At 62.1% G+C, this 12,421-nt stretch carries 14 protein-coding genes; 8 read left to right on the forward strand and 6 right to left on the reverse strand.

Annotated features, from left to right (window positions below):
- Positions 1-2: 2 nt before the first annotated feature.
- Both NKH59_RS12885 and NKH59_RS12890 read right to left on the reverse strand, forming a co-directional pair.
- Positions 3-656 (reverse strand): hypothetical protein, encoded by a 654-nt coding sequence (locus NKH59_RS12885; protein WP_352540645.1) that lies wholly within the window; start codon positions 654-656, stop codon positions 3-5.
- Positions 653-952 (reverse strand): DUF3572 domain-containing protein, encoded by a 300-nt coding sequence (locus tag NKH59_RS12890; protein ID WP_352502452.1) that lies wholly within the window; start codon positions 950-952, stop codon positions 653-655. The genes NKH59_RS12885 and NKH59_RS12890 overlap by 4 nt, the downstream gene beginning before the upstream one ends.
- A gap of 216 nt (positions 953-1,168) precedes the next feature.
- Here NKH59_RS12890 and NKH59_RS12895 point away from each other — a divergent pair, with 216 nt between their 5' ends.
- From NKH59_RS12895 to NKH59_RS12930, 8 genes are all read left to right on the forward strand, one after another.
- Positions 1,169-1,540: a response regulator gene (locus NKH59_RS12895; protein ID WP_006334976.1), complete on the forward strand. Its 372-nt coding sequence runs from the start codon at positions 1,169-1,171 to the stop codon at positions 1,538-1,540.
- 33 nt (positions 1,541-1,573) lie between these two features.
- Positions 1,574-2,947 (forward strand): PleD family two-component system response regulator, encoded by a 1,374-nt coding sequence (locus NKH59_RS12900; protein WP_352540644.1) that lies wholly within the window; start codon positions 1,574-1,576, stop codon positions 2,945-2,947.
- A gap of 463 nt (positions 2,948-3,410) precedes the next feature.
- Positions 3,411-4,145, forward strand: coding sequence for a FadR/GntR family transcriptional regulator (locus NKH59_RS12905; RefSeq protein ID WP_023679986.1), 735 nt, complete (start codon positions 3,411-3,413; stop codon positions 4,143-4,145).
- Positions 4,142-5,329: a PLP-dependent transferase gene (locus tag NKH59_RS12910; protein WP_352540643.1), complete on the forward strand. Its 1,188-nt coding sequence runs from the start codon at positions 4,142-4,144 to the stop codon at positions 5,327-5,329. The genes NKH59_RS12905 and NKH59_RS12910 overlap by 4 nt, the downstream gene beginning before the upstream one ends.
- Positions 5,330-5,358: 29 nt before the next feature.
- Complete coding sequence (locus tag NKH59_RS12915; RefSeq protein WP_031212851.1) at positions 5,359-6,636, forward strand: ABC transporter substrate-binding protein; 1,278 nt, start codon at positions 5,359-5,361, stop codon at positions 6,634-6,636.
- A 213-nt stretch (positions 6,637-6,849) separates the two neighbouring features.
- Positions 6,850-7,773 carry a carbohydrate ABC transporter permease gene (locus NKH59_RS12920; RefSeq protein ID WP_352540642.1) on the forward strand — a complete coding sequence of 308 codons (924 nt, stop codon included), beginning with the start codon at positions 6,850-6,852 and terminating at the stop codon, positions 7,771-7,773.
- A complete protein-coding gene (locus NKH59_RS12925; RefSeq protein ID WP_352540641.1) occupies positions 7,773-8,621 on the forward strand; it encodes a carbohydrate ABC transporter permease in 849 nt (282 codons plus the stop codon). The genes NKH59_RS12920 and NKH59_RS12925 overlap by 1 nt, the downstream gene beginning before the upstream one ends.
- Positions 8,622-8,625: 4 nt before the next feature.
- A complete protein-coding gene (locus tag NKH59_RS12930; RefSeq protein ID WP_352540640.1) occupies positions 8,626-9,693 on the forward strand; it encodes an ABC transporter ATP-binding protein in 1,068 nt (355 codons plus the stop codon).
- 67 nt (positions 9,694-9,760) lie between these two features.
- Here the strand turns inward: NKH59_RS12930 and rpmG are convergent, their stop codons facing one another.
- The 4 genes from rpmG to NKH59_RS12950 all read right to left on the reverse strand — a co-directional run bounded on the left by rpmG (position 9,761) and on the right by NKH59_RS12950 (position 12,414).
- Positions 9,761-9,928, reverse strand: a complete 168-nt coding sequence (rpmG, locus tag NKH59_RS12935; protein ID WP_006201775.1) for a 50S ribosomal protein L33 — start codon at positions 9,926-9,928, stop codon at positions 9,761-9,763.
- Positions 9,929-10,246: 318 nt separating this feature from the next.
- Entirely contained in the window at positions 10,247-10,615 is a 369-nt protein-coding gene (locus NKH59_RS12940) for a YybH family protein (protein ID WP_352540639.1), read from the reverse strand.
- Positions 10,616-10,666: 51 nt separating this feature from the next.
- Positions 10,667-11,128: a YqfO family protein gene (locus tag NKH59_RS12945; RefSeq protein WP_352540638.1), complete on the reverse strand. Its 462-nt coding sequence runs from the start codon at positions 11,126-11,128 to the stop codon at positions 10,667-10,669.
- A gap of 110 nt (positions 11,129-11,238) precedes the next feature.
- Positions 11,239-12,414: an MFS transporter gene (locus tag NKH59_RS12950; protein ID WP_352502459.1), complete on the reverse strand. Its 1,176-nt coding sequence runs from the start codon at positions 12,412-12,414 to the stop codon at positions 11,239-11,241.
- Between the last annotated feature and the right edge of the window lie 7 nt (positions 12,415-12,421).

Raw genomic sequence — 12,421 nt, forward strand, 5'->3', positions numbered from 1 at the left:
CATTAAAGCCCCAGAGCGCTCGCGATCTTCGGCGCGGCGTCGCGCCAGTCTTCGACGACTCTGACGCCGTCCGGCGGCGGCGGCAGGAAAGCGCGCAGCGAATTGTCGGCCATCAGATGGAAGAGATACGCATCGGCGACCGAGTTCTGCACCGACACACAATTGGACGGCTGATCGTCGACGAAAGCGACCGGGCGGCCCTTGTTGCCGCGCAATTTGGCCACCGCCGGTCCCTTGGCCATTTCGGTGGTCAAAAGCGGGTAGGGCAATCCGAGCGCGTCGAGATGCGCACGGCGCACCACGCGGTGCTTGTGCGGCATGGCGGTTAGCAGAACGATCTCGGCGCTGTCGCTAAGCGCTGCAAGAGCATCCTCGGCACCGTCGGTGATGCTTTGCCAATCGGCCTGGGCGTCAAAGAATTCCCCCAGAAGTGCCGTAACCTCGGGCTGTTCGATCAAACGGCCGCTCGCCGTTTCGGTGATGTTGCCGGTGAGGCGGAAGGAAGCCAGCGTCAGGCCGAAGCCGCGCGATTTGAGGAAATGCGGAAACGGCCGGATGAATTCGAGCACGACGTCGTCGACGTCGAGCACCAGCAGCGGCCGGTCGTCGGCGGCCAGCTCCTCGATCTGCCGCGCCGTCTCGGGATCGTCGCTCATACCGAATGCTCATGATTGTCGTCGCCGAGCGGCAGCGCCCGCAATGCCTTGCCGACTGCGGCGGGCGGCGTTCCGGTCTCCTCGGAAAAACGCATCAGCGTCGGCTCATGGGCAAGGATGAACTGCAGCACGCCGGCCAGGAATCCCGGCTCGCCCGCCGCCCGGCGGATGGAATGGGCTTCGATGCCGGTGATCGCCAGGAAGCGGGGCAGAAGTTCCGGATCGGCGGCGACGAAGCCCAACGCCTTTACGGCAATGGTTTCCGCTTCCTCGCGCATTGACGCTGCGTTTGCCATCGCTACCTTCCTTCATGGGCGGAATCGTTCTGTTTTCGCAGTAGTGGCAAGTGTCGCCGGCAGCAAGCCGCCGATCTGGAATCCGAACGCTTTTAGGGCGGCCGGTTTGCGTTTCGTCAATCATATTGCCGTATAGTGGGAACAGGTTTGGTGCGTGCCGACAAGGGGCGCATGACGGCACCCTTCGAGTGGAAGGTCAGCCGGGACGGGAAATCGATGCCAAAGAAGGTTATGATCGTCGAAGACAACGAGCTCAACATGAAGCTCTTTCGCGACCTCATCGAAGCGAGCGGCTACGAGACGGTGCGCACACGCAACGGCCTGGAAGCGCTGGATCTGGCGCGGCAGCACAGGCCGGACCTCATCCTGATGGACATCCAGCTGCCGGAAGTGTCGGGCCTCGAGGTCACCAAATGGCTGAAGGAGGACGATGATCTCCACGTCATCCCGGTCATCGCCGTCACCGCCTTCGCGATGAAGGGGGACGAGGAGCGCATTCGCCAGGGCGGCTGCGAGGCATATATCTCCAAGCCGATCTCGGTGCCGCGTTTCATCGAAACCATCAAATCCTACCTGGGCGATGCCTGATGTATCTTTCCAGCCGAGCCGGAGCTTTGTGAAATGACCGCGCGGATCCTCGTCGTCGACGACATCCCAGCCAATGTCAGGCTGCTGGAGGTTCGGCTGCTCGCCGAATATTTCGAGGTCCTGACCGCCACCAACGGGCCGGACGCGATCGAGATCTGCGAGAACGGCAAGGTCGACGTCGTGCTGCTCGACGTGATGATGCCCGACATGGACGGGTTCGAGGTCTGCCGGCGGCTGAAGGGCGACCCGGCGACATCGCACATCCCTGTCGTGATGATCACCGCGCTCGACCAGGTTTCGGACCGGGTGCGCGGCCTCGAGGCCGGCGCCGACGATTTTTTGACCAAGCCGGTCAACGATCTGCAGTTGATGACGCGCGTCAAGAGCCTGGTCAGGCTGAAATCGCTGACCGACGAGCTGCGGCTGCGCGCCTCGACGACACGCAATATCGGCATCGAGGAGCTTTTGAGCCGCAACTTCGCTACCGACGATGCGGTGCCGAAGGTGCTGCTGGTCGACGAGCGCAAATCCTCGTTCGAGCGCATCCAGAAGATGCTGCGCGGCAGTGCCGATCTCGACGTCGCCAACGATCCGCATGCAGGCTTCTTCCAGGCCGCCGAGCAGCCGTATGAATGCGTGATGATCTCGACGGCCTTCGCCGATTTCGACCCGCTGAGGCTCTGCTCGCAATTGCGCTCGCTCGATCGCACCCGTTTCCTGCCGATCATCCTGCTGGCGGACGAGGGCGAGGAGGGGCGTATCATCCGCGGCCTCGAACTCGGCATCAATGATTATCTGATGCGGCCGATCGACCAGCAGGAGCTGACCGCGCGGCTGCGTACGCAGGTGCGGCGCAAGCGCTACAACGACCAGCTTCGCGCCAGCGTCACCCAGACCATCGAGATGGCGGTGACCGATGCCCTGACCGGCCTGCACAACCGGCGCTATCTCGACAGCCATCTGCAGACGCTGTTCGACCGCGCCGTGGCACGGCGCCGGCCGCTGTCGGTGATGATCACCGATCTGGACCGCTTCAAGAGCATCAACGACGCGCATGGCCATGACGGCGGCGACGACGTGCTGCGCGAATTTGCGCGGCGGCTGCGCAAGAATGTGCGCGGCATCGACCTGGCCTGCCGCTTTGGCGGCGAGGAGTTCGTCGTGGTGATGCCGGACACCGACGGCGCGGTGGCCGAAAAGGTCGCCGAGCGCATTCGCGCCGAAATCGCCCAGCTGCCGTTTCCCGTCGGCGCCGAAGGCAAAGCCGTCGAAGTCACCGTCAGCGTCGGCGTGTCGTCGGTGCTGAAGGGGGTAGACACGGTCTCCGCGCTGATGAAACGCGCCGACCTTGCGCTCTACGAAGCCAAGAGCGGCGGCCGCAATCGCGTCGTCGCCAAGGCGGCTTAGCACCGAACACCAATTGCCGGGTCAACGCGACAAGGTTACGAATTTACCTTAATCCAAGCGATTTGCGAGGCTTGGTTAAGAAACGGTTGATTTCCATAAGTTGTTGCGCAAATGTGCAGCCCTTAGACGTAACCGGCACGAGGCTAGATCGCCGGTTCGACCCGAAGAATACCCCATGATGCTCAGGTCCGCCGCATCTCCTGGGTCCGTGGGGTCGGCCGGCCGGCGCTGGCACATAGTGGCCTCCTCGTACCGCTGCCAAACGCCGGCCGGCCCCCAATTTTCAGAACACATCAGGATTCTACGCCAAGACCCGGAAAACGCTTGGTTTTTGTCGCGGCAGCGACAGCGCCCTTTGAAATAGCCGGCTGGGCAGGGCGTATGCGCCCGCAGTCGATTGACAGGCCCCTGTCTTCTATGCAGAAATTGGTTGGACCATTGAGCCATTTGGTGACCCGTTGGCATGACCGAATTCGGCCTTTCCCCCATACAGGCAACTGCTCGTGACGACGCGGTGCTCAAGGCGCTGGCCGGCTTTGTGATGCGGGAAGCTCTCGGGCCCGGCCAGAGACTGCCGACCGAACGAATCCTTGCCGAGCGCCTCAAGGTGAGCCGCAACACCGTGCGCGAGGCGTTGACGCGGTGGGAAGGGCTCGGCCTGGTCGAACGGCGCCAAGGCAGCGGCACCTATCTCAAGGGAGTGGTCTCGCTGGACATGCTGCACATGCCGCTGACGCTGGCCGGCGGCAATGATTTCACCAGCCTGATGCAGACGCTGGAAATCCGCCGGGCGCTGGAAGCGGAAGCCGCCGCCCTGTGCGCCGTCCGCGCGGGCCAGGCAGATCTCGTCGAGATCGGGCGCAAGCTCGACATTATGGAGCAGGCCTTCCACACCCGCGCCGGGATGTCGGCGGAGGAGGACTGGGAATTCCACCAGTCGATCTACCGCAGTTCCGGCAATCCGCTGTTCGAGCAGATCATCGCCGCCATGCACGAACTGTTCCATCGTTTCTGGGAGCATCCGCTCGGCGTTCGTGATTTCGGCCACGCCAGCTTTCCTTACCACCGCACCATCTACGAACGCATTGCCGCGCACGATCCGGAGGGGGCCCGGGCCGAGGCGCTCAAGCTGATCGCCACCGTCGAGGACGATCTGAAGCGCGGCGCGGCCAAACTCGAACTTTCAGGCCAGAAATGAGCGATCATCCCGCCGGTTTCGAAAACGACTATCTCGCCGAGGCAGCGACGCTTCTCGCCCATGACGAGCCTTTCCCCGGCGGCGCGGTGGTCCCGCCGATCTACCAGACTTCGCTCTTCACCTTCGCCAACTATTCCGAGATGGCCGACACATTCGCCGGCAGGCGACGTCAGCCGATCTATTCGCGCGGCGACAACCCGACGGTCATGGAGTTCGAGGCGCGTGTCGCCGCTCTCGAAGGCGCGGAGGCCGCGCGCGGCTTTTCCAGCGGCATGGCGGCGATCAGCGCCACGGTGCTTGCTTTCGTCGGTGCCGGTGAGCGCATGGTTGTCGTGCGCAATTGCTACGGCGATGCCTACCGGCTGTTCGAACGGCTTTTGCCACGGCTCAACATCAAGGTCGACTACGTCGACGGTTCCGATCCGGACGCGGTCGCGGCAGCACTTCCCGGCGCCAAGCTGCTCTACCTGGAAAGCCCGACGTCGATGATGTTCGAGCTCCAGGACATAACCCAGCTGGCGCGGCTGGCCAAAGACCAGGGCATCATCACCTCGATCGACAATTCCTGGGCGACGCCGGTGTTCCAGAAGCCGATTTCGCACGGGGTCGACCTGGTGCTGCATTCGGCCTCGAAATATCTCGGCGGCCACAGCGACACCGTCGCCGGTGTGGTGGCCGGTTCGGCCGCCCATATCCGACATATCAACGAGCAGACCTATTCCTACCTCGGCGGCAAACTTTCGCCTTTCGAGGCCTGGCTGTTGCTGCGTGGCCTGCGCACATTGCCGCTGCGGTTGCCGCACCACATGAAGAGCGGGCTGACCATCGCCGAACGGCTGAAAGCGCATGACCATGTCGAGCGGGTCAACCACCCGGCCTATTCCAACCATCCAGGCAAGGCGACGCTTGCCGGCTATGCCGGGCTGTTCTCGTTCGAAGTGACGGAAGACGTCGACATCCCGGCTTTCGTCGATGCGCTGAAACTCTTTCGCATCGGCGTCAGCTGGGGCGGCCATGAGAGCCTGGTCGTTCCGGCAAAGGCCTCGCTCGAGCAGACGCCGGGCCTGAATTCGATGGCGCGCTTCGGCGTCAGCCCACGAACCATCCGCTTCAGTGTCGGATTGGAAAGTGTCGAAGACCTGTGGGCGGATGTTGCCCAGGCCTTCGACAGAGCAAAAAGATAAAGGAGCCGTTCAAAATGGGAGTGCTGAACATGAAAAAACTGAGCATCCTTCTTGGTGCCGTCGCGGGTCTGGCGATTTCCGCCGGCAGCGTGCTGGCCGATTCCACGGTCAAGATGGTCGAGGTCATCACCAGTCCGCCGCGTACCGAATTCCTCAAGAAGCAGATCGCCGAATTCGAGGCGGCCAATCCGGGTGTCAAGGTCGAGCTGGTATCGCTGCCCTGGGGCCAGGCGTTCGAGAAGTTCCTCACCATGGTGCAGGCCGGCGACACGCCCGACATCGTCGAGATGCCGGAGCGCTGGATGGGCCTCTATGCGACCAACGGCCAGCTCGAGGATCTCGGGCCATACATGGCCAAATGGGATGATGCCAAAACGCTTGGCGAGCGTGCCAAGCAGTTCGGCTCGACGGTCGATAACAAGCAGTACATGATCCCTTACGGCTATTACCTGAACGCGCTGTTCTGGAACAAGAAGCTGTTCAAGGAGGCCGGTCTGGACGGTCCGCCGGCGACGCTCGATGAATTCGTCGAGGACTCCAAAAAAATCTCGGCGATACCGGGCAAATATGGCTACTGCCTGCGCGGCGGCCCGGGCGCCTTCAACGGCATGCATATGTTCATGAACATCGCCGCTGGCAAGGGCGGCTATTTCAACGAGGACGGCACCTCGACCATCAACGAGGAAGGCTCGGTCAAAGGCCTGCAGATGCTCGCCGACATGTACAAGAACGGCCTGGCGCCGAAAGATGCGGTGAGCTGGGGTTTCAACGAGACCGTCACCGGCTTCTATTCCGGCACTTGCGCCATGCTGAACCAGGATCCCGACGCGCTGCTCGGCATCGCCGACAAGATGAGCGCCGACGACTTCGCCGTGGCGCCGATGCCGGTCGGGCCGAGCGGCAAATCCTATCCGACGCTCGGTTATGCCGGCTGGGCGATGTTCGCCAATTCCCAGCACAAGGACGATGCCTGGAAGCTGATGGCGACGCTGTTGTCGCCCAAGGACAATCTGGAATGGGCAAAGGAAGTCGGCGTCATTCCAATCCACAACGGCGCCGACCAGGACGCTCACTTCAGGACCGAGCAGTTCAAGGGCTGGTTCGAGGAACTGAACAACGGCGACAAATACGAGATGGTGACGCCGCCGACTCACCTGGAAAACCTTGGCAATTTCGTAGACCAGGTGGCGATCAAGAATTTTCAGGAAGTGCTACTTGGTCAGAAGGCGGCCAAGGACGTGGCCGACGAATGGGCCAAGTTCCTGACCAAGGAACAGCAGGACTGGCTGGCCAAGAACAAGAAATAGCTTTTCTTCCTTCTCCCGTTCACGGGGAGAAGGTGTCACGACGTGACGGATGAGGGGCGGCGCCAACCCGACTTGGCTCGCGCTGCTTCTCATCTGCCTGCCCGTCCTCCGCAGCAGGTGCGCTGCAGCTGCGGAGGGTGGACCGGCATCTCCCCGTAAACGGGGAAGGCGCTGTCGCCAGCCCGTGCTTACCCAGGAGACGATCCAGTACCAATGACCTATGCCGTGTCCGAAATCCGATCCGCCGGGAGGCCGCGAAAGAGGCGGCTATCCCATGCCGCGATCGAGCCTTGGCTCTATCTCAGCCCGGCGATCGCGCTGCTGGTCGTCGTGCTGCTGGTGCCGCTGGTTATCGGTGTCGGCTACTCGTTCCGCAAATTCTCCGCTTTCAAATCCGAATATGTCGGGCTTGGGCAATATCAGGCGATGCTGTCGGATCCCGTGCTCGGGCAGGCGCTTGTCAACACGCTGTGGTGGACGGCAGCCAGCCTGTTCTTCCAATTTTTCCTTGGACTTGGCCTGGCGCTGCTGCTCGACACCCCGTTCCGGGGCAGAAAGATCGTGCAGGCCGTGGTGTTCCTGCCTTGGGCGGTACCGTCCTTCCTCTCTGGCCTGACCTGGGCCTGGCTGTTCAACCCGATCATCGGGCCGCTGCCGCATTGGCTCTACGCCTTGGGGCTGAAAGCCGAGCCAACCAACGTGCTCTCCGATCCCTCGACAGCCATGTGGGGGCCGATCGTCGCCAATGTCTGGTTCGGCATTCCCTTTTTTGCCATCACGCTTTTGGCGGCGTTGAAGTCGATCCCGTCAGAACTGCATGAGGCGGCGGCGATCGACGGCGCCTCGCCGTGGCAGCGCTTCACCAAGGTGACGCTGCCGTTCCTGGCGCCGACCATCGTCATTACCGTCATGCTGCGCACGATATGGATCGCCACATTCGCCGACCTGATCTTCGTCATGACCGAAGGCGGGCCTGCCGGTTCGACCGCCACAGTGCCGGTCTATATCTATGTCAGCGCGTTCAAGTCGCTGGACAAAGGCTATGCCTCCGCAGTGGCGGTCCTGCTGCTTGTGCTGCTCATCGTCTATGCGATTGCGCTTATCGGCATCCGCCGTTCGCTGGTGAGGCACGTCTGATGATTGCCGGACGCTCCGCTTCCTCGCGCGTCCTCGGCGGTATCGGCCTTTACGGCGGCATCGGTGCCTATATGGCCTTCGCGTTGTTCCCGATCTTCTGGACGTTGAAGATCTCGGTTACGCCGGAGCGGCTGCTCTATTCCGAAGGCATCACTTTCTGGCCGTCGCAAGCGACGCTGCAGAACTTCGTCACCGTGCTCGAAGCCACCGATTTTCCACGCTATTTCCTGAACAGCGTTATCGTTTCGGTGTCGACGGCAGCCTTCGTAACGGTCATTGCCACGCTGGCCGGCTACGCCATGTCGCGATTTTCCTTCCGCGGCAAGGCGACCCTGGCCATCCTGCTTTTGCTCACCCAGACTTTTCCGCTGGTGATGGTCATTCCGCCGATCTACCGCATCATGGGACAGATCGGCCTCATCAACAGCCTAACCGGCCTCGTCATCATCTACACCGCATTCAATACGGCCTTTGCGACCTTCCTGATGCAATCTTTCTTCGACGGCATCCCGCGAGACCTGGAAGAGGCAGCCATGATCGACGGCTGCACGCGCCTGCAGGCGATGCGCAAGGTGATCGTGCCGCTGACGCTGCCCGGCATGGGCGCGACGCTCGGCTTCGTCTTTACCGCCGCCTGGAGCGAGTTGCTGTTTGCGCTGATGCTGATTTCCAGCGACGACCAGAAGACCTTCGCGGTCGGCCTGCTCACCTATATCGGCAAATTCGCGGTCGACTGGGGACAGATGATGGCGGCTTCCATCCTGGCGCTGATCCCGGTCTGCGTCTTCTTTGCCTTCCTGCAACGCTACCTCGTCACCGGCCTTACCGCCGGCGCTGTCAAGGGATAGATCGATGGCCTCCGTTACACTTGACAAAGTCCGCAAAGACTATGGAGCGGTGCGCGTTCTGCACGCAGTCGATCTCGAAATCGCCGACGGCGAGTTCGTCGTTCTGGTCGGCCCGTCCGGCTGCGGGAAGTCGACACTGCTGCGTATGATCGCCGGGCTGGAGGAGGTCTCCGACGGCGAAATCCATATTGGTGAGCGCCTGGTCAACGATATGGCGCCAAAGGACCGCGACATTGCCATGGTATTCCAGTCCTACGCGCTCTATCCGCACATGGACGTGTCGAAGAACATGGGCTTCAGCCTGATGCTGAGGAAGGCCGGGAAGCCGGTGATCGATGCAAGGGTGGACGGGGCCGCCAAGCGGCTCGGGCTCGATGCGCTTCTGCAGCGCCTGCCTCGGCAATTGTCCGGCGGCCAGCGTCAGCGCGTCGCCATGGGCCGTGCCATCGTACGCGACCCGAAGGTCTTTCTCTTCGACGAGCCGCTTTCGAACCTCGATGCCAAGCTGCGCGTTCACATGCGTGCCGAGATCAAGGCGCTGCACCAGCAATTGAAGACCACTTCAGTCTATGTCACCCACGACCAGACCGAAGCGATGACAATGGCCGACCGCATTGTCGTCATGCATGACGGCCTCGTCCAGCAGGTCGGTGTGCCGCTCGATCTGTACGACCGGCCGGTCAACATGTTCGTCGCCGGGTTCATCGGCTCGCCCGGCATGAATTTTCTGTCTGCCGTGGTTGAAAAGGGCGCCAAGCCGGATGCCATCCTGGCCGACGGCCAGAAGCTGAGGCTGCCGGACGGCCTGCCGCTCAGGGATGGCGATGCGATCACCGTCGGCTTGCGGCCCGAGCATATCCGGCTCGCCGACAATGGCGCGCTGAAGGGCGAGGTGGGTGTCGTGGAGCCGCTCGGCCTGTCCACCCAGTTCTATGCCAGGCTTGCCGGCCAGCAGGTCTGCGTGTTTGCCATGGGCCGGGCCAGCGTGAAGCCGGGTGAGGCCGTGCGCCTGTCGGCTGATCCGGCATCGCTCCATCTGTTCGATCCGGCAAGCGGCGATCGCATCGGCTAACCCTGCATCCCGAAATGAAAAACGCCGCCCGGAAGGCGGCGTTTCGGTACTGCGAGAAAAAACCCGATTACTTGATCTTGGTTTCCTTGAATTCGACGTGCTTCTTGGCGACCGGGTCGTATTTGCGGAACGACAGCTTGTCCGTCTTGGTGCGGCTGTTTTTGCTGGTCACGTAGAAGAAACCGGTGTCGGCGGTCGACAGAAGCTTGATCTTGATGTTTGCGGCTTTGGCCATGATGTTCGTCCGTTAATGTTCGTGGAGTTTTGGCCGCTGGAGCACGGGAAACACCCGGACGCGGGAAACTTGCCGCGACACATAAAGAACGCGCCCGGAAAGTCAACCCTTGTCCAGGTTCTGTGCCGTAAGCAGATGAGTTGTCCGGATTAGGTAGCACATGAGTTGTCCGGGTTTATTGCCAGCCGATGGAGGCTGGGGACGAAGCGGACATTGATGTGCTACCAAAACCGACAATTTGATTGGGTGCCGACAGCCGCGGGAGGCTCCTGTGTGCCTCCGGCCGTCCTCTGGGTGGCGTCTCAGTTTGAATGCTGGCTATGAGTATCGAGCGATGGACGGCTGATCGATCACCCAAAGCCAGTTCCCGTCACCTTGCCGGCGAGCGATTTCCGCAGTAACGGTGCCGTCGGCAAGGCGCGTGGAAGTGAGCGCCAAATCCCTGTTGATGATAGCCGGACGCTGATCTCCGAGATCAAACTTCCGTCCCGCTGCCACCAACTTGGCGTAAAATCGGCGGATGGCATCTCTGCCGCAGGCCAACTGTCCGTTGCCGGTATCGAGGATGGCACCGGGTTCGTAAAGAGCAGCCATTCCTTCCGCGTCTCCCCCTTGCTCGCGAGAAACCAATAGCCGCGCCAGGTCCTGGGGATCGCTTGCCGGGTTGCGGTTTGCTTCATCATTCATCGGCAGGCTTCCTGACAGCCAGATTCAAACCGAGATACGACCAGGTTCCGGTCACTCCGCCGCGACGGTTTCCGGTTGCAACGCCGTCTTCCAGTCTCCCGTCGTGTTCCACCAGCGGTTCGGGTTGGCGCGGTCGTCGAGACCCTTGGAGCGGCTGGCAAGCAGTGGCTGAATGCGGATCACCGGTTCCTGATAGCTGTGAACCTGATAAATCGCTTCGACGACGCGTGCGGCGAGCTTCTGGTCATCGGGCAGTTCGAACGACACCTCGACAGTGCCCGACCGCCTGCGCAATTCCGTCTCGGCGCCGACGGCGGCACCTTCAAGCGGCCGGTAACGTTCGATGCCGTCCGCCGACTGAAAGGCATTGCTGTCATATTTGCCCATTCCGAGCGGTGCGATCGCGACCACCGCCTCCATGATGCGGTCGACATCAGCTGCCGGTGCCTGAAAGGTCACCAGCAGCAGCAATTCCATCCGCAGCGATTTCGTTTCAAAGCCACTATCGATCATCCGAGGTCTCCCTGCTTATGCACTTTGGGGGAGCATATACTCGAGCCCTCCTGACATGGTTGTGTCAGGAGTTGGTCAGCAGTGGGAGCGATGTCGGCAGCTGGGCCGACTCAGAGGATTTTGCGGAGCAGCCTGGTGCCGACCAGCACGATATAGCAGGCGAAGAACAGGCCGAGCGCCCAACCGAAGCCCGACGGCCCGAAAGCGTCCATGCCGATGCCGATCGCCTGCGGGCCAAGCACCATGCCGACGCCGTAGCAGAGCACGAAGGCGGCGTTGGCGGAGGCCAATTCGTGGCCGGAAAGCTGCGAGCCGAGATGCGCCAGGCCGATTGTGTACATGGCAGCGACCACACCGCCCCAGACGAACAGAAGCGCTGCCATCAAATGCCAGTTCTGCGCGAAGTACGGCATGAAGACCGTGCCGGCAAGCCCGACGGTGGCACAGGCCATCAGCAGATAGCGACGGTCGCTTACGCGGTCGCTGATCATGCCGATCGGGATCTGCAACAGCACGTTGCCAAGCCCGATCATGGTGAGCAAAAGGGCGGCGTCCGCCTCTGAGTAGCCGATGCGGCTACCGTAGACCGGGAACAGTGCAAAGCCGCCGGTCTCGACCGCGCCGAACACCAGCACGGCCGCGGTCGCCGTCGGCACCAGCCAGATGTAACGCAGGAAATTGCTGGTTTCGCCGTCCGAGACGATCGTCGGGCTCTCGTTGCGTGCCGCCAGGACCGGTATGGCAGCGAGCGTAACCAAGGCGATGGTAACGCCGAAGGGCAGGAAGCCACTGCTGCCGAGATGGGCGAACAGCCAAGGCCCGGCGGCAAAGCCGAGAGACAGCACGGTGGCATAGATGCCGAGGACCAGTCCGCGCCGGTGTGGCGGCGCCGAGGTGCTGATCCAGAATTCCGACAGGATGAACAGCACCGTCAGCGCGATATGCAGCAGCACGCGCAGCGGAAACCACATCCAGAAAGCTGGCGCGAAATGGAAACCGACAAAGGCCAGCGCCCCGGCGGCGATCATGGCAAGCATCGTCCAGGCGACCCCGAACCGCATGGCAAGCGGGGTGGCGAGCGGCGCGCCGGCGATAGAGGCGAGGCCGGCGACCGCGGTGTTGAGACCGATCATCGACGCGGAATGGCCACGCGTTTCCAGGATCACGCTGAGCAGCGGCATGCCAAGGCCGATGGCAATGCCGACGACGCTGATCGACGAGATCGCCGCGACCATCGGCAGCCAGTGTACGCGTTCCTTGCCCTGCGGCTGGGTATCGACTGTCATGGAATGC

The organism is Mesorhizobium sp. M0998, assembly GCF_040318885.1.
GTDB lineage: Bacteria > Pseudomonadota > Alphaproteobacteria > Rhizobiales > Rhizobiaceae > Mesorhizobium.